At 67.9% G+C, this 16,722-nt stretch carries 19 protein-coding genes; 13 read left to right on the top strand and 6 right to left on the bottom strand.

Annotated elements, in window-relative coordinates; all coding sequences use genetic code 11:
• Nucleotides 1-34 precede the first annotated feature (34 nt).
• Nucleotides 35-454 (top strand): SRPBCC family protein, encoded by a 420-nt coding sequence (locus tag ACWDUN_RS28730; RefSeq protein ID WP_449934126.1) that lies wholly within the window; start codon nucleotides 35-37, stop codon nucleotides 452-454.
• Between the two features lie 3 nt (nucleotides 455-457).
• Here ACWDUN_RS28730 and ACWDUN_RS28725 read toward each other — a convergent pair whose 3' ends face one another.
• Nucleotides 458-2,140 (bottom strand): helix-turn-helix domain-containing protein, encoded by a 1,683-nt coding sequence (locus tag ACWDUN_RS28725; RefSeq protein ID WP_449934124.1) that lies wholly within the window; start codon nucleotides 2,138-2,140, stop codon nucleotides 458-460.
• A gap of 73 nt (nucleotides 2,141-2,213) precedes the next feature.
• On the opposite strand from ACWDUN_RS28725, the gene ACWDUN_RS28720 reads away from it, so the two are divergent.
• The 4 genes from ACWDUN_RS28720 to ACWDUN_RS28705 are packed head-to-tail and all read left to right on the top strand — an operon-like array spanning nucleotide 2,214 to nucleotide 5,619.
• Complete coding sequence (locus tag ACWDUN_RS28720) at nucleotides 2,214-3,281, top strand: ABC transporter substrate-binding protein (protein ID WP_449934123.1); 1,068 nt, start codon at nucleotides 2,214-2,216, stop codon at nucleotides 3,279-3,281.
• Nucleotides 3,278-4,090 (top strand): ABC transporter permease, encoded by an 813-nt coding sequence (locus ACWDUN_RS28715; RefSeq protein WP_449934121.1) that lies wholly within the window; start codon nucleotides 3,278-3,280, stop codon nucleotides 4,088-4,090. Before ACWDUN_RS28720 ends, ACWDUN_RS28715 begins: the two co-directional genes overlap by 4 nt.
• Nucleotides 4,087-4,860 (top strand): ABC transporter permease, encoded by a 774-nt coding sequence (locus tag ACWDUN_RS28710; protein ID WP_449934119.1) that lies wholly within the window; start codon nucleotides 4,087-4,089, stop codon nucleotides 4,858-4,860. Before ACWDUN_RS28715 ends, ACWDUN_RS28710 begins: the two co-directional genes overlap by 4 nt.
• Before the next feature lie 15 nt (nucleotides 4,861-4,875).
• On the top strand, nucleotides 4,876-5,619 hold the full coding sequence (locus tag ACWDUN_RS28705) for an ABC transporter ATP-binding protein (RefSeq protein ID WP_449934117.1): 744 nt from the start codon (nucleotides 4,876-4,878) through the stop codon (nucleotides 5,617-5,619).
• Here the strand turns inward: ACWDUN_RS28705 and lipE are convergent.
• Entirely contained in the window at nucleotides 5,616-6,851 is a 1,236-nt protein-coding gene (gene lipE / locus ACWDUN_RS28700; protein WP_449934115.1) for a lipase LipE, read from the bottom strand. The two genes, ACWDUN_RS28705 and lipE, sit on opposite strands and share 4 nt — an antisense overlap.
• Nucleotides 6,848-7,333: a peroxynitrite isomerase gene (locus tag ACWDUN_RS28695; protein WP_449934114.1), complete on the bottom strand. Its 486-nt coding sequence runs from the start codon at nucleotides 7,331-7,333 to the stop codon at nucleotides 6,848-6,850. The genes lipE and ACWDUN_RS28695 overlap by 4 nt, the downstream gene beginning before the upstream one ends.
• 36 nt (nucleotides 7,334-7,369) lie before the next feature.
• On the opposite strand from ACWDUN_RS28695, the gene ACWDUN_RS28690 reads away from it, so the two are divergent.
• Complete coding sequence (locus ACWDUN_RS28690) at nucleotides 7,370-7,840, top strand: acyl-CoA thioesterase (protein WP_449934113.1); 471 nt, start codon at nucleotides 7,370-7,372, stop codon at nucleotides 7,838-7,840.
• 69 nt (nucleotides 7,841-7,909) lie between these two features.
• Here the strand turns inward: ACWDUN_RS28690 and ACWDUN_RS28685 are convergent, their stop codons facing one another.
• Both ACWDUN_RS28685 and ACWDUN_RS28680 read right to left on the bottom strand, forming a co-directional pair.
• On the bottom strand, nucleotides 7,910-9,292 hold the full coding sequence (locus tag ACWDUN_RS28685) for an aminotransferase class III-fold pyridoxal phosphate-dependent enzyme (RefSeq protein WP_449934111.1): 1,383 nt from the start codon (nucleotides 9,290-9,292) through the stop codon (nucleotides 7,910-7,912).
• 121 nt (nucleotides 9,293-9,413) lie between these two features.
• Nucleotides 9,414-10,907, bottom strand: a complete 1,494-nt coding sequence (locus tag ACWDUN_RS28680; RefSeq protein ID WP_449934109.1) for a CoA-acylating methylmalonate-semialdehyde dehydrogenase — start codon at nucleotides 10,905-10,907, stop codon at nucleotides 9,414-9,416.
• A 107-nt stretch (nucleotides 10,908-11,014) separates the two neighbouring features.
• Between ACWDUN_RS28680 and ACWDUN_RS28675 the strand changes: the two genes are divergently transcribed.
• The 5 genes from ACWDUN_RS28675 to ACWDUN_RS28655 are packed head-to-tail and all read left to right on the top strand — an operon-like array spanning nucleotide 11,015 to nucleotide 14,110.
• Nucleotides 11,015-12,646: a PucR family transcriptional regulator gene (locus ACWDUN_RS28675; protein ID WP_449934107.1), complete on the top strand. Its 1,632-nt coding sequence runs from the start codon at nucleotides 11,015-11,017 to the stop codon at nucleotides 12,644-12,646.
• 33 nt (nucleotides 12,647-12,679) lie between these two features.
• Nucleotides 12,680-12,868 (top strand): hypothetical protein, encoded by a 189-nt coding sequence (locus ACWDUN_RS28670; RefSeq protein WP_449934159.1) that lies wholly within the window; start codon nucleotides 12,680-12,682, stop codon nucleotides 12,866-12,868.
• A 2-nt stretch (nucleotides 12,869-12,870) separates the two neighbouring features.
• On the top strand, nucleotides 12,871-13,131 hold the full coding sequence (locus ACWDUN_RS28665; RefSeq protein ID WP_449934106.1) for a hypothetical protein: 261 nt from the start codon (nucleotides 12,871-12,873) through the stop codon (nucleotides 13,129-13,131).
• Complete coding sequence (locus tag ACWDUN_RS28660) at nucleotides 13,121-13,930, top strand: dienelactone hydrolase family protein (protein ID WP_449934104.1); 810 nt, start codon at nucleotides 13,121-13,123, stop codon at nucleotides 13,928-13,930. The genes ACWDUN_RS28665 and ACWDUN_RS28660 overlap by 11 nt, the downstream gene beginning before the upstream one ends.
• Nucleotides 13,931-13,972: 42 nt before the next feature.
• Entirely contained in the window at nucleotides 13,973-14,110 is a 138-nt protein-coding gene (locus ACWDUN_RS28655) for a hypothetical protein (protein WP_449934103.1), read from the top strand.
• 14 nt (nucleotides 14,111-14,124) lie between these two features.
• On the opposite strand, the gene ACWDUN_RS28650 is transcribed toward ACWDUN_RS28655, so the two are convergent.
• Complete coding sequence (locus tag ACWDUN_RS28650; protein ID WP_449934101.1) at nucleotides 14,125-15,252, bottom strand: GGDEF domain-containing protein; 1,128 nt, start codon at nucleotides 15,250-15,252, stop codon at nucleotides 14,125-14,127.
• A 41-nt stretch (nucleotides 15,253-15,293) separates the two neighbouring features.
• Here ACWDUN_RS28650 and ACWDUN_RS28645 point away from each other — a divergent pair, with 41 nt between their 5' ends.
• Together ACWDUN_RS28645 and ACWDUN_RS28640 are read left to right on the top strand one after the other, a co-directional pair.
• A complete protein-coding gene (locus tag ACWDUN_RS28645; RefSeq protein WP_449934099.1) occupies nucleotides 15,294-16,208 on the top strand; it encodes an SDR family NAD(P)-dependent oxidoreductase in 915 nt (304 codons plus the stop codon).
• A gap of 38 nt (nucleotides 16,209-16,246) precedes the next feature.
• Nucleotides 16,247-16,714, top strand: a complete 468-nt coding sequence (locus ACWDUN_RS28640) for a GtrA family protein (RefSeq protein WP_449934097.1) — start codon at nucleotides 16,247-16,249, stop codon at nucleotides 16,712-16,714.
• Nucleotides 16,715-16,722: the final 8 nt, after the last annotated feature.

The raw sequence follows: 16,722 nt of genomic DNA, 5'->3' as shown, positions 1-16,722 counted from the left end.
CGGGTCTACCAACCGGTGGGGCAGGATGTCCCCCATGCATGTGACAGCGAACGCAACCGTCGATGTTCCGATCGAGACGGTATGGGCGACCCTCACCGATCACGTCGGGATGGCGAAGTGGGGACCGGGGATCAGCGTCAGCCTCGGCACGCCGGGCACCCCCGAACCCAATGGCCTCGGCGCGGTCCGCCGGATCAGCACGCCGGGACCGGGCCCGGACATCGTCGAGGAGGTCACCACCTTCGAGGCCCCGCACGTCTTCGGCTACAAGGCGCTGTCGGGCACCCCGTTCCCCGGCTACACCGGTGAGGTGCGGCTGACGCCGTCCGGCGCCGGCACCAGCATCGCTTACACCATCGGGTCGACGGCCACTTTCCCGTTGGTGAAGCTGCCGCTGGCCGCCATCGGCCAGGTGCTGCTGCGACTGTTGATCCGGGCCGCCTCGCGCGCCTGAGCTTCAGCCCAGCCCGGCCACCTGCGCCACGGTCAGCGCCGACGTCAGCTGCAGCAGATCGCGTGGCCGGGCCACCTGTAGACCGGTCAGCTCCTCGATTCGCTTGATGCGCTGGGCAACGGTATTGGGGTGCAGGTGCAGGGCGGCTGCCGTGGCGCGCCGGTCCAGTCCGAGCTCCAGATGGACCCGGGCGGTGCGGATGAGCTCGGTCTGCCGGGCGCGGTCGTAATCGAGCACACCGCCGAGCACGGTGCGGGCGAACACCCGCAGCCGTCGCGGATCGTCGAGCTGCAGCAGCAGGTGGTCGATGGTCACGTCGGCCAGATCGACGACCCTGGTCGCCCCGGCATCGAAGGCGAGAGTGATTGCGCCACAGAGTGTCCGATACGCGTCGGTCAGATCGGCGAGCGGTACGGCCGGTGACACCGCCGCCACGGCATAGTCGATATGCGCTGCGGCCGTGAGCGCTTCGACGAGGCGGCGGGCCAGCGTCGGCGCCGCCGAGCGTTCGGAAGCCGGCCACACCAGCACCAGATCACCGCGGAACACGGCGGCCAGCGGGCGGACCGGCCCGTTAGCGGTCACCCGATCGCCGATGGCCAACGCCCGATCAGCCGTCGGACGGCCCTGCGGCGCCGTGCCTTCCGGCCATCGGACGGTGATCAGCGTCTGCGCACCGGACAGATCCCAGCCCAGCCGCCGGGCACGCTCCAACAGGGCTTCCATCGCGGTGGCGTCACCGCTGTCGGTGGTCAGCAGGTCGGCGATGAGTGAACCGCGCAACCGCTGCTCCACCTCCGCGGCGGTCCGGGCCCGCATCAGCTCCAGCGCCGTCACCACCCCCGCATGCTCGACGGCGCGGACATCCAGTGCCGACAGATCCTCGCTGCCGGCCACCTCGATACGGGCCACGACCGTCCCGTCCAGCACCACACCGGACACCCAGCGACCGTCGGCCGGGGTCACCGCCGCAGTGAGGTCCTCACCGTGGGCATCCTCGATCAGCACCGCACGGTCCAGCAGTTCGGCGAGCGCGTCGGCCACCCCGGCGACACCCTCACCGCGCAACGCGGTCGCCATCAGCAGCCGGTGCACCTCCTCGGCGCGCTGCAATTCGCGGATGGTCGCCTGTTCCTGGGCCCGCAACTGGGCGGTGCCCAGCGCGATGGCCACCTGCGTCGCCAGAGTGGTGACAAGGCTGATCTCGGCCGCGTCGAACCGGTGCGGCCCGGCCCGATATCCGTTGAGCGCGCCGATGATTGCGCCCGCCCGGCGCAGCGGAACGGAGATCAGCGCGCGGTAACCCTGTTCGTGGGCGACACCGCCCCAGCCGAAACCCGGCACCAGGTCGATGTCCTGCAGGGTCACCACCTCTCCGGTCCGGTAGGCGACACTCGTCGGCGCCTCCTGCTCGCCGGCACCGTCGAGCAGGATCGGCCGCTCGGCGTTGACCTGCGCGATGTACTCGCCGGACAGACCGTGTGACCCGACGATCGTGAGCACTTGCTGGGCGTCGTCGGGAAGGAACACCGCGCAGAAGTCGTAGTCGAGCAGGGTGCACGCCGTCCGGGCGACACGGTCCAGCAGTGCGGTGACGGGCTCGTTCCCGCCGACCGCCTCACCGATCCCGGCTAGCGCGTGCAGCCAGCGCTCCAGCGTCGATCGATCCTCTGAAGGTGTATGCATCGACATAGGTGTGAGCCTAAGAGTGTTCGCCGCAACATTGTCGAGCGGTGTGGCTCACCCGCATCGTGTACTCGTGATCGCCATCACAGGAACCCGACTTGTCAGGATCGCCGTTGCGCTCGCTTCGGTGCTGACCATCGCGCTCAGCACGGCCTGTTCGGCCGGACTGGGCGGCCCGGCCTCGTCACGCTCTGCCCAGGACGGCGTCATCCGCTTCACGTTCGCGCCGGACCCGATCTGGGATTACATGCACGACACCGGCGTAATCGACGAGTGGGAACGCGACACCGGCTACACCATCGAGACCAGCGCGACCTGGGACGAGTTCGGGCTGTTCGCCGGCGGCCACGCCGACATCATCTCCTCGGCCTCCTTCGAGGTGCCCGCGCTGGAGGAGCAGACCCAGCGCGACACCGTGATCATCGGGCGCTACAACGCCGAGCGCAGCCGCATTCTGGTGCGCGCCGATGACCCGGCCCGGTCGCTGGAGGATCTGCGCGGCCGCCGGCTCGGCGTATTCACCACCGTCTCGGGCACGCTGGTGTGGAGCGCGCTGGTGCAGCAGATGCACGGGATGAACGTCGTCGCCGCCGGCGGCCGGCCCAGCGACTTCGACGTGGTGGTCGCCGACATCCAGAACTTGTCGAATCTGTTGGCGCGCGGTGAGATTGATGCCTGCATCTGCTACCCGGACCTGTCGGCGCGCGAATTGCGCAGCGGCTCGGTACGTCCGCTGTACGAGGGGAAGTCCTCGGCCGATCTGTTCGCCGATCTGCAGGCACCCGGCCACGACGGCCCGATGGGCAATGTCTTCGTCGCGCGCAAGGACTGGGTGGACGGACATCCCGGTGAGGTCTCGGCATTCCTGGACCTGTGGGACCGCGGCCTCGCCGAATGGCAGACGCACCGCGACGACATGATCGAGCAATACCCGCAGCACTTCGCCGTGGCGACGCCCGAGGACATCGCCTTCATGAAGGACTATGTCGCCCAGCACGACTGGGTGGTCGACGAGGTCCGCTTCGACCAGCAGTGGGCCGACGACGAAAGCTCGATCTTCGACCTGATGCGCACCACCGGCGTCATCGGCAGCGACATCGCCGACCCGCAGTTCCTGCCCGCAGAAGGAGTCCAGCAGTGACCCAGACCGTCATCCGTCCGGCACCGCCTGCCGTCGGCAAGCCCGCTCGCGCACCCATTCAGCATCGCCGCTGGCTGGTGTCGGGTCTGGCGCTGCTCGGCGCGCTCGGTGTGTGGGCGTCGGCCGCGATCATCGTCAACGACCCGATCCTGCCCAACCCGCTCGACGTGGCGCACCGGGTCATCGACATCGTGGTCTCGGGTGCGGCGTTCGCCAACTTCGCGGCCAGTATCGTCAAGATCGCGGCCGGCTTCGCCATCGCCATGGTCGCCGGGCTGGTCATCGGTTTCCTCATGGGCCGTTCGCGTTTCATGACGTCGTACTTCTCACTGCCGCTGTTCGTACTGGGCAACATGCCCGGTCTGACCTACGCGGTGTTCGGCCTGCTGATCTTCGGTGTCGGCGCCGGCGGACCGATCGTGGTGTCGGCGCTGGTGGCCACGCCGTTCATCGCGATGAACGTGGCCGAGGGCGTGCGCTCGGTGGACGGGAATCTGCTGTCGATGTGCGCGGCCTTCGGGCGAAGCCGCACCGACATCCTGCGCCATCTCTACCTGCCCGCCCTGACGACGTTCGTATTCGCCGGGGTGCGTTACGGATTCGCGATGGCCTGGAAGGTCGAGGCGCTCACCGAGGTGTTCGGAGCCAGCAACGGCGTCGGGTTCATGATCCGCAAGGCGTATCAGGAATTCCAGGTCGACGACATGCTCGCCTGGACGGCGCTGTTCATCGTGACGATGGTCGCCATCGAGCGCGGCCTGGCATACCTGGAGACCCGGTTCTTCGCCTGGCGTAAGGAGATCGCATGACCACCATGACCGTTCGGCAGTTGCGTGCCCGAACCAGCACGGCCGCAGCGGTTTCACTGGCCGTCATCACCATCGTCGGTGCCTGGCAGCTGGCGGTGCTGTTCGGCAACCGGGTGCCATCCTTGACCGACAGCATCGGCCGGCTGGGCTCCGAGGCCGCCATCGGTGAGCTGTGGGGGAACCTGGCGATCAGCATGAACCGGTTCCTGCTCGGGCTGGCCGCCGCGCTGATCGCGGGTGCGGCCATCGGTGTACTGATGGGGCTGTCGCGCATCGCCGATCTGGCCTTCTCCGATCTCAACGCGGCCGCCCTGGCCATCCCGGCCGTCATCTGGGCGCTGCTGACGACGATGTGGTTCGGATTCGGCTGGCTGACCCCGGTGGTGACGGTGTTCCTGTCCGGGCTGCCGTTCGTCATCGTCAACATCGCCAAGGCCACCCGCGCCGTCCCCGCCGAACTGGTGCTGATGGCGCGCGCCTTCGGGGTGTCACGGACTCGTGTGCTACGCGAGATCGTCGCGCCCGCTGTCGCCGGGTCGACCGTTGCCGCCGTGCGTTTTGCCATCATGAGCGCCTGGAACGGTCTGCTGCTGGCCGAATGGTTCGGCTCCACCTCCGGGGTCGGTTGGCGTTCGCGCTACTGGTATGACGCCAACCAGCTCGACGGGTTCCTGGCCTGGGTGCTGGTCTTCATCCTGCTGCTCGTCATCGCCGACCTGTTGATCCTCGGACCCATCGAACGGTACGCCACCCGCTGGCGCACCGCCTGAGAAGAAGGAAAACCCATGGCCTCCATCGAAATCCAGAATCTGGTCAAGGAGTACACCGACCGGCGCGGCGCGGTCACCCGCGTCATCGACGACGTCGACCTGACCATCTCCGGCGAGACGTTCGTCTCGGTCGTCGGACCGTCCGGCAGCGGTAAGACCACGCTGCTCAACATCGTCTCCGGTATCGAACCGCGTACCTCGGGCAGTGTGCGACTGCGCTCCGGTGATCGTGACGCCCGGGTCGGCTACGTGTTCCAGGACCCGCGTCTGCTGCCGTGGCGCACCGTGATGGCCAATCTGGGCTTCGTTCAGCACGAGCGCGACGGTTGGCAGCAGCGCGCCGAACACTATCTCGACCTCGTCGGACTCGGGCACTGTGCCAACAGATTTCCCGCGCAGCTGTCGGGTGGGCAGCAGCAGCGCATCGGGATCGCGCGCGCCTTCGCGGTGGAACCCGATGTGCTGCTCATGGATGAGCCGTTCAGCCACCTCGACGCGATGACCTCGCGGACGCTGCGCGAGCACCTGGAACGCATCTGGCTGGAATCGCGGCGCACCGTCATGTTCGTCACCCATGACGTCACCGAGGCGGTCCAATTGTCGGACCGCATCGTCGTGCTGGCGCCGGGCGGACGCATCCACGAGATCATCGATGTCGACCTGCCGCGTCCCCGCAAGGCCTCCGACCCGGCGGTGGCGGTGCTACAGGCCGAGGTGCTGGCCCGCTTCGAGGCGCTGGAGGCGATGGCGGCGGTCTAGATCCTGGGGATCTCGGCGTTGATCCGATCCAGCAGGGCCGGATAGCGTTTGGACTCCGGATGCCCGCCGGGCTTACCGCTGCTGATCACCGCCACCGACAGCGCGCGCTGCGGGTCGGCCCACATCGCGATGTCGGTCAGGCCGGTGTGCCCGAACGCGCCGGTGGCGTCACGGCCGAACGGACCGAACCGCTTGGACCCCAACATGTACCCGGTTCCCCAGCGCATCGGCATCATGCCGGTCGCCAGATCCGGGCGCAGCCGGCGGGCCTCCGCCGACGCCGCGCGCAGGGTCTGCGCGGACAATACCCGGTGGCCGTCGAGTTCCCCACCGCCGGTGAGGATCTCGGCAAAGCGGGAGAGCTCGAACGCCGTCGAGACGGTGTTCGAGGACGGGATGACTCCGGTGAGGAACTCGGGGGTGTTGGAAAACGGGATGATCTGTTGCGGCGTGCCGCCGACGGCGGTCTTGAAGGCCTTGGCGATCGGTGCAGGCAATGGCTTGCCGGTCACGTGACTGGGGGCGACCTTCGCGACATCGTGCGGCGCCACACCGTAATTGGTCCAGCGGAAGCCCAGTGGGTCCAGGATCTCGGTGGCCAGGATGTCGCGGATGCTGCGCCCGGTGGCCGCCGAGATGATCTCGCGCATCAGCGGACCCCACGTCACCCCGTGGTAGATGTGCACCAGTCCGGGTCGGTACACCGGCTTCATCCGGCCCAGCATCTCCCGGGCGTATTCGCTGTCGTCCATCCGCTTGAGGTCGGGTCGGGGGCCGGTGGCGAACGGGATACCGGCGCTGTGGGTGAGGACGTGCCGGATGGTGGTGCGGTCCTTGCCGTGACTGGTGTAGGTGGGTAGGTAGTCGCACACCCGGTCCTCGAGGGAGAACGCCCCGCGCTCGACCAGCATGTGGGTCACCGTGGTGGTGATCGCCTTGGCGGCCGAGTAGACGCAGTACGGGGTGTCGGTGGACACCGGGACCTGTTCGGTCCCTTCGGGATCGGCGGGTCCATTACCCCAGGAATGGCCGATGGCGCGGTTGAGGATCACCTTACCGTTGCGGCGCAGGCACACCTGGATGGCCGGATGCATCCCAGCCGCGTACCAGTGCCGGACCGCAGCCCAGATGCGTTCCACCGCAGCGGGATCGACCTCACCGGCATCCTCGGGCCCACGGTCGGTGACCACGTCCAGATCGGCGGGCACCCGGATGCGGCCGTCGGCGGTCACGATTCGTCCTTGTGCAGCACGGCCGACAGGTGATGCTGCAGCGGTTGGCCGACCGCGGCCATCTGCACGGTGTAGCTCAACTCGTCACCGCGCAGGGTGAACGTGCGCGCCATGGCGCTGACATCTTTGGCCGACGAGGAGCGCCCGATGGTGGAGGTCATCTCCATGGTCAGCGTGCCGTCGGCGTCGATGAGCAGAGTGCCCTCCATCACCTCGACGATGCCGGTGGGATGTGCCAGCACCCACTCGACCCGGCCGGCTTCGGGGATGCGGAGGTAACCCGTCTCGGCGTGCAGCGGCCGACCGTCGGCCCGTGAGCGGGTGTGCTGGTTATAGGACAGGAACGGCTTGCCCACATGCCCGAACGTGATCGACTCGATGTACTCGAAGGACGGGATGGTGGGGTACTCACCGGTGCCCGGGCCGGCCCAGATGCCCAACAGTGGCTCCAGGACCGTCATCGCGGGGTGCAGGTCGACCATTCTCGTCACCCTACGTCGTGTTGTACTTACGCCGATATGACCCAGTATGACCAGCCCCTCGCGGCCGCCGCGCAGCGTCCGCACCCGTCGCGCTCGTCGAAGGCGCTCTATCCGGTGACCGGGTTGGCCATAGCCCGATTCGGCGACGTCGACGCCAACGGCCACCTGAACAACCTGGCGTTGGAATCGCTGCACGAGAACGCCCGCGCCGAGTTCAACGATCGGATCTTCCCCGGTATCTACCAGCCGGCCGCGCGCACCATCCGTCTGGTGTCGGCCAGCAATGTCGTGCACTTCCTGGCCGAGGTGCACTGGCCGGCGAGGATCGAGACGGGGTTGGGCATCGGGCGACTGGGCCGCACCTCCTATGTGGTGTCCACGGCGCTGTTCGTCGGCCAGACCTGCGTCAGCCTGTGCGACACCGTGCTGGTGATACTCGACGACAACGGGCCGACGCCGATCCCTGCGGATGCGCGCACGCGACTCACCGAATACCTACTGGCCTGACGCGGCCGAGAATGACGAAATGGTGGTAGATTCCTGGGGATTTACCACCATTTCGTACATTTGGGCGGACTAGAGCGCGGCGTCACCCTCGCTGAGCGCGGCGTCCAGGATGGCCAGGCCCTCGCGGACCTCGTCATCGGTGATGTTGCAGGCCGGCACGGCGTGGATACGGTTGAAGTTCGCGAACGGCAACAGCCCACCGGACTTGCACGCCGCGATGACGGTGTTCATCGCCGGGCTCGATCCGCCGTAGGGCGCCAACGGTTCCCGGGTCTGCTGGTCGGCCACCAACTCGACCGCCCAGAACACGCCCAGACCGCGGACCTCGCCGACGCAGCGGTGCCGGGCCGCCAGGTCGCGCAGGCCGGGGCCCAGTACGTCGGAGCCGATGCGCTTGGCATTGGCGACCATGCCCTCGTCCTCCATCGCGTTGATGGTGGCCACCGCCGCCGCGCACGCCAGCGGATGCCCGGAGTAGGTCAGCCCACCCGGGTAGGCGCGGTCGGCGAACGTCGCGGCGATCTTCTCGCTGATCGCGACACCGCCCAGCGGCACGTAACCCGAGGTGACACCCTTGGCGAAGGTGATCAGATCCGGCGTCACGTCGAAGTTCTGGATGGCGAACCATTCACCGGTGCGGCCGAACCCGGCCATCACCTCGTCGGCGATCATGACGATGCCGTACTTGTCGCAGATCTCCCGCACACCGGCCATGTACCCGGGCGGCGGCACCATGATGCCTGCGGTGCCGGGGACCGACTCCAGGATGATCGCGGCGAACGACGTAGGCCCCTCGTGCTGGATGAGACGCTCCAGGTACTCCAGCGCGCGCTCGGATTCCTGCTGCTCGTTCTCGGCATGGAACGACGAGCGGTACAGGAACGGCCCGTTGAAGTGCACGACGCCGGCGCTGGCGTAATCGTTGGGGTAGCGGCGCGGGTCACCGGTCAGGTTGATCGCGGTATCGGTGCCACCGTGGTAGGAGCGGTAGCGTGAGAGCACCTTGTAGCGGCCGGTGTGCAGCCGCGCCATCCGCACGGCGTGCTCGACGGCGTCGGCGCCACCGTTGGTGAAGAAGATCCTGTTCAGATCGCCGGGGGTGCGCTCGGCAATCAGCCGGGCCGCCTCCGAGCGCGCATCGTTGGCGTGCTGCGGCGCGATGGTGCACAGCTTGGCCGCCTGGGCTGCGATGGCCGCGACCACCTTCGGGTGCTGATGCCCGATATTGGTGAAGACCAGCTGACCGGAGAAGTCGAGCAGCTTGTTGCCCTCGCCGTCCCAGACATAGGAGCCGTCCGAGGCCACGATGGTCATCGGCTTGATCTGCGCCTGCGCGGACCAGGAATGGAATACGTGGGCACGGTCGAGTTCGTAGGTGCGGGCGGCTTCGGCGCGGGCCTCGTCGACGGTCAGACCGTTCGGGAGGGTCGCGGTGTCGGGGGTGGTCGTCATGCGTCCATCTTTCACTCAGTACGGCGGCGGTGGGTAACGGATTCCCTCCGGCGAGCGTGCGTGAACTCGGGTGCGAGCTCGGCGTGTGGGGGTGCAGACACGCACGCTCGCCGGAGATGGGTCAGGCGTTTTCGGGGAAGCCGAGGTTGATGCCGCCGTGGGAGGGGTCGAGCCAGCGGGTGGTGATGGCTTTGGTGCGGGTGAAGAAGTGCACACCTTCCATGCCGTGGGCGTGGCTGTCGCCGAACAGGGAGGCTTTCCAGCCGCCGAAGCTGAAGTAGGCCATGGGGACGGGGATGGGGACGTTGATGCCGACCATGCCGACCTCGACCTCGTTCTGGAAGCGTCGGGCGGCGCCGCCGTCGTTGGTGAAGATGGCGGTGCCGTTGCCGTAGGGGTTGGCGTTGATGAGCTCGAGGGCTTGGTCGTAGGACTCGACGCGCAGGACCGACAGGACGGGGCCGAAGATCTCGTCGGTGTAGACGCTCATGTCGGGGGTGACGTTGTCCAGCAGGGTGGGGCCCAGCCAGAATCCATCCGCACCGCCGTCGGCCTGTACCTGGCGGCCGTCGACGACGACCTTGGCGCCGTCGGCTTCGCCGGCGTCGATGTAGCTCGCCACCTTGTCACGGTGTGCCTTGGTGACCAGCGGGCCCATATCGGAGTCGAGGGTGCCGTCGCCGATCTTGAGGCCGACGGTGCGCTCACGGATCTTGGCGACCAGCTCATCGGCGATGGGCCCGACGGCCACGGCCGCGGAGATGGCCATGCAGCGTTCCCCGGCGGAGCCGAATCCGGCGTTGACCATGGCGTCGGCGGCCAGGTCCAGGTCGGCATCCGGGAGGATGACGGCGTGGTTCTTGGCCCCGCCCAGGGCCTGCACGCGTTTGCCGGCCGCGGTGGCGGTGGAGTACACGTACTGGGCGATGGGGGTGGACCCGACGAAGGACACGGCCTTGATCTTGGGGTTGGTCAGGATCTCGTCGACGGCGGTCTTGTCGCCTTGCAGGACGTTGAACACGCCGTCGGGCAGGCCGGCTTCCTTCCACAGGTTGGCCAGCCACAGCGAGGCGGACGGGTCCTTCTCCGAGGGTTTGAGGACGACGGTGTTGCCGGCGGCGATGGCGATGGGGAAGAACCACATCGGGACCATGGCCGGGAAGTTGAACGGGGAGATGACCCCGACCGGGCCCAGCGGTTGCAGGATGGAGTGCACGTCGACCTTGGTGGAGGCGTTCTCGGTGAACCCGCCCTTGAGCAGGTGGGGGATGCCGCAGGCGAATTCGACGACTTCCTGGCCGCGGGCGACTTCGCCGAGGGCGTCGGAGACGACCTTGCCGTGCTCGGCGGTGATGATCTCGGCGAGTTCGCCCTTGCGGGCGTTGAGCAGTTCGCGGAAGGTGAACAGGATCTGGGTGCGCTTGGCGAGGCTGGTGTCGCGCCAGGCCGGGAACGCCGCGGCCGCGGCCTCGATGACGGTGCGGGCGTCGGCGACCGAGGCCAACGCGACCTGACCGGTCACCTGACCCGACGCCGGATTCGTCACCGGGGCGGTGGAACCGGAGGTTCCCTCGAAGAAGGTGCCGTTGAGCCAGTGCTGAATGGTGGCCTGCATCGTGATGCGCTCGCTTTCTATCGGGTTTGATCTCAGTCTGCGGCGTCCGCCACCCATCTGCTGAGACAATCTGTCTCGAATTTCGCGCTTCTGGTTACAGTGTGTAAATGCAGCTGACCGTCGCCGAAGTCGTCGCCCTTCCGGTGCTGCAGCGTGGCGCACCCGAGGTCCTCAGCGCGCGCAGATTCGACGAACCCATCCGCTGGGTACATGTCAGCGATATCGCCGACCTGTCCTCGCTGGTCGAGGGTGGCGAGGTGGTGCTGACCACCGGAGCGGCCCTGCGCGCCGATCCGCGCCGGTACCTACAGGGCATGGCGGACGCCGGTGTGCTCGGCGTGGTCGTCGAACTCGGTGGTGCGCAACTGCCCCGGGACGCCGGCCGGTATGCCGAGCAGTTCGATGTGGCGCTGGTGGCGCTGCACCGCCAGGTGCGCTTCGTTGATGTGACCGAGGCCGTGCACCGGATGATCGTCACCGACCAGTTCGATCGGGTGGACTTCGACCGGCGCGTGCACGAGACGTTCACCGACCTGAGCATGAAGCGGGCATCGGTGAGCGGCATCGTCGACGCCGCCGCGGCGATCCTGGACGAACCCGTCGTGCTGGAGGATCTGGCGCACCGCGTGTTGGCGGTGTCGGCGCGCGGGCAGACCGCGGAACTGTTGCGCGACTGGGAACGTCGCTCCCGGCGCGCCGCCGAGACCGAGCAGTGGACGGTGACCGCGGTGGGTCCCCGCACCCAGGAGTGGGGACGGTTGATCGTGCCGCGCACACCCGCCGACGCGTCACGCTCGCAGATGGTGCTGGAGCGGGCCGGGGTGGCGTTGGCGCTGCACCGCATGATCGAGCGGGACCGCTCCGGACTGGCGCAGCAGGCGCAGACCGGGCTGATCGACGATGTCCTGCGCAGCCGCATCACCGATGAGGGTGAGGCCGCCGCGCGGGCGCATGCGCTGGGACTGCGGTCCGCGGCCCGGTACGTTCCGGCCGCGGTGCGCATCGACCGGCGCATCGCCGTGGCTGATCCCGTTGCCGGACAACGCCACAACGTATCGCTACTGGACACCGTGATGCACGCAGTGAACGCGTCCGGGCACAGCGGGCTGTTCTCGGTCCGGCGTGACGGTGAGATCGGTCTGGTGTTGTCGCTGAGCGTGACCCGGCCCGCGGATGCGGCGCTGTCCGCACTCGGCGCCGAACTGCGTCGCGAGATCCGCCGAGTCGAGGGCGTGCCGGACGCCGTGCTGGCGGTGGGTGAATCGGTGAACCGGGTGATCGACGCGATCCACGGGATGGGGGAGGCGGCTCATATCGCCGAGGTAGCGCTCGCGATGGAAGAGTCCACCGGCAAACCGCTGGACTACTACCGCGCCGCCGACGTCCGGTTGCGCGGATTGATCGCCCTGCTGCGTAACGATCATCGGGTGCAGGCCTTCGCCGAGACCGAGCTCAAGGCCCTGCTGGCCGATGACCCCGCCAACATCGCGGTGTTGCAGGAGTATCTGCGGCTGGCCGGGAACAAGGCCGCGGTCGCCGCGCGCCTGCACATCAGCCGGCCCGCGCTCTACAAGCGGCTGGACACCATCGGTGCGGCGCTCGGCGTCGACCTCGACGACGGCGAGTCCCGCACCTCGCTGCACGTCGCGCTCATGGTGCTCGACGCCCAGCGACTCAGCCGACCCGTCGGTGTCACCCCCGAACCGGCTCCCGTCGAGATCATCGATCCCTACACCTGAGCCGCGCACTGCGGATAGGTTCGGACCGTGACCATGCTCGACACCGCACGCAAGGTGCTGCGCTACGAGATGCGGGTCGCGGAGTGGATCGGGCTGTCCGCGCTGCTGGCCATCCCGTATCTCGCCTTCGGGGTGGTCTGGGCCGCAACGCATTCCGGGCCGGTGCCCGGATCGGTGCTGGCCTGGCCGTTGCTGTTGCTCTACAGCCTCTGTGGGCTGTAGCGATGGCGCGTCCGACGGCCATCCTGAGCCGGCCGGTGACGGTCGAGGCGATGATCGAGGTGCTGATGTGGCTCACGCTGCCCTATATCGTGATCGGACTGGTGTTCACCATCGCCAATCCCGATGACGTGCGCGCTCTTGAGGATCAGGTGCAGACCCAGCTGCCCGCCGGCGCGGATGTCGCGGCCTTCGGGGCGACGACCGTACTGTGGCCGATGATGTTGATCACCGGCCCCGTCGAGGAGCATTGCCATGTCCCATGATGATCTCGGCGACTTCGAGCAGTCGGAGTTCACCCACGACGGCAAGACCCGCGCGGTCTTCCGGCGGGGCAGCGGTCCGGCCGTGATCGTGATCGCCGAGATCCCGGGCATCACCCCCAAGGTCCTGGACTTCGCCAGGAAGGTCGCCGATATCGGTTGCACCGCCGTGCTACCGCACCTGTTCGGGGTTCCCGGACGCGACCCGTACCCGAATTACCCGGTGGCACTGCGCAATATGGCGACCACCATCGTCCCGGCCTGTGTCAGCAAGGAGTTCGTCACGCTGGCCACCGGGCGCACCTCGCCGGTGATCGGCTGGCTGCGTGCCCTGGCCCGCGCCGAACACGCACGCTGCGGTGGCCCGGGCGTGGGCGCGGTCGGCATGTGCTTCACCGGTGGCTATGCGCTGGCGATGGCCGCCGACGACGTGCTGCTGGCGCCGGTGCTGTCCCAGCCGTCCATGCCGCTTCCGGTGACCCCGGCGCACAAACGCACCATCGACATCTCGCCGGCGGACCTGGACATCGTCAAGGCACGCTGCGCGCGTGGGCTGACGGTGCTCGGATTGCGCTTCGACTCCGACAAACTGGTCCCGCCGGAACGGTTCGCCTTCCTGCGCGAACAACTCGGGGACGCGTTCGTGGCCGTGGAACTGTCCGAGGCGGATGCCAACCCCGAGGCGCTGCTGTCGGCGCATTCGGTGCTCACCGAGCATCTGATCGACGAACCGGGCCAGCCCACCAGGGCGGCCCTGGATCAGGTGCTCGACCTCTTCCGTGACCGTCTTTTGACGGCCTGACCGGGCGGGATGACTGCGCGGCGGTCGCGTGTTGTGGTGATCATGTTGACCACAAGGCGTTTCGTCCAGTCGCTCGTCGTGTCGGTGGCCGCGCTGGTGGCCATGGCGATACCGACCGTCGCGCTCCTGCAGGACGGCGAGGTGCCGTTCCCGATCCAGATCACCGTCACCGTCCCCTGACGGCGGGCCGCCGGTCAGTCCCGATGGCCGGTCACTGACGGATCGTCGGGATCATCACCGTCGGTGGTGGCCAGCGTCGGCGACAACAGCAACCGGAACTGGTTGCCGCCGGACTTGCGCGCCTCGTACATCGCGCCGGTGCCGATGGTCAGCAACTCGTCGAGCACGTCGTGGGAGGCGTGCTCGGTCAGCGGCTTGAGCGGGGTGCTCACCACCCCCAGGCTGGCGGTCAGCTGAAACGGTGCCGACTTGATGGTGCCCAGGATGCGTTCGGCCAGTGGGGTCGGATCCGGGGTGGTGAACACGTCGGCCACCCAGAACTCCGAGTCGCCCTGATGCCCGACCACCGCGTCCCCGCGCACCGTCTCACGCAGACGCTGCCCGATGGCGACGCGCGCCCGGTTGCCGCCGGTCTTGCCGGACATGGCGGTCAACAACGAGAAGCTGTCCAGATTCACCACGATCAGGATGAGATAGCGGTCGTCGTAGCGGCTGCGCGAACCGATCAGGGTGGCGACGCTGTCGTAGAACGTCTCGCGGTTGAGCAGACCGGTCAGCGGTTCGATCTCACCGTGGAAATTCTCCGCGCCGATGATGCGCAGCACCAATTCGCAGGCAAAGGCCATGAACGCGTTGATCAGCGCCACGAACACCACGCTGGCCAGCGCCAGCGCGTAATCGACCGCCAACAACCGCCAGGCCAGCACGATCAGCGTCGCCAGTTGCACCGCCCAGATGCCGACCAGCCACCGCCGGGAGTGGAACAGCACCGCATAGCCGGTCGTCACGGTGAACGCGGCCGAGCCCAACAGGCCGAGGACCGGATCGGGATCGGACATCGCCGTCGCGGCGATCAGTCCGGTACCCGCGATGAGACAGATGTGGGACTGCCGACGCGAGGGCCAATCCGCACGTAGCCAGATGACGACCATGGCGGCGCACACCACGAACAGCACTGCCGCCAGGGCGAAATGGTAATTCTGCTCGCGCCCGAATGATGCCGCGGTGACCAGGACGGAGACGACGCCCAGGCTGGCGATGATGCCGGCGACGACCCGGGATGTGGCGACCTGAAGATCCCGGGCGGCCAGGAATGCGGTCAGCCAGTCATAGTGATCGCCCTGGTCCCGACCCCAACGCATCAGCGAACGGTACCAGGCACGGGCCCGTCTAGCCTGGGCCTATGGCAACCACATGGAACCCGGCCCGCCTGCAGGACATGACGGGCAAACGCGTGATCGTGACCGGTGCGACCAACGGTGTCGGGCTGGCGACCGCCGCCGCACTGGCCGAGGCCGGCGCCCATGTGGTGATGGCGGTGCGCAACACCGATCTGGGCGCCCAGCGCGCCGAGGAGATCGGCGGGCAGGTGTCGGTCATCCGGTGCGATCTGTCTGACCTCTCCTCGGTGCGGGCCTTCCCCGGGCTGCTCGACGATGCGGGCATCGACAGCATCGACATCCTGATCAACAATGCCGGCACCCTGATGCAACGCCGCACCGACACCGCCGACGGTTTCGAGGCGACCATCGCCACCAACCTGCTCGGGCCGTTCGCGCTGACCAACCTGCTACTGGACCGGGTGCGGTCACAGATCATCAACGTCGGCTCGCAGGCGCACGAGTCGGCGACGCTGCGACTGTCCGACATGCACCTGCGCACCCACAAATGGACGGTGATGGGCGCCTACGCGGCCTCCAAACTCGCCGTCATGCTGTGGGGTCTGGAACTGGACCGGCGACTCCGCGCGGCCGGGTCGCCGATCGTCAGCCAGCTCACCCACCCGGGGTGGGTCGATTCGAACCTGCCCGCGCTGTCGGAGACACCGCTGATGGGTGTCATGGCGCGCGGGGTCAAACTGGTGGCCGGAGTGCTGGCCAACGACGCCGCCGCCGGCGCGGCGACCACGCTGTACTGCATCACCGAACCGATACCGCCGGGCAGCTACGTGGGGGTCGACGGCCGGTTCGGGCTCAAGGGCGTGCCGGTGCTGATCGGGCGGTCCGCGGTGGCCTGCGATTACGCCATCGCGGCGCGGGTCGTCCAGTTCGCCGAGCAGGAAACCGGGACAACACTCACCCTTTCCGTTGGTCGGTAGATAACGGAGCCGTCACCTGCCGATGCCACAGTGAGGGCGTGACGGTCGGATCGGCGCCGAACGGCATCATCGAACGGTTCCACCGGTTCTGTGAGGCCGTGACCGCTCGGCTCCCGTTCGGGCTGAGTTCGCTTGTCGCGCCGACCTTTCTGGGCTTCGCCCTGATCGCGGGTTTCACGTTCAGCATCGACATGGCGCTGCTGACGCTGCTGTACAGCGGCTTCGGGGTGGCGCTGCCGGTCGCGCTCACCGTCGGCTACGTGTGCGCCTTCGCGCTGGCCTACCTGTTGAACCGGACGCTGAACTTCCGGTCGCACGCCCCGGCCGGCCCGCAGGTGGCCATCTACATCGTTGTGGTCGCCGTCAACTACGCCGCGTTCATCGTCGCGCTGCCCACCTCGCTGGTCGACGCGGGATTGCAGTATCACCTGGCCCGCCTGGTGGCCGGCGGCTGCGAGGCGATCTACATGTACACCGCGCTGCGGCTGGTGGTCTTCCGGCACTGACCGGCGGC

It is taken from the genome of Mycobacterium sp. NPDC003323 (assembly GCF_053589535.1).
This window is presented reverse-complemented; position numbering and strand designations above follow the sequence as displayed.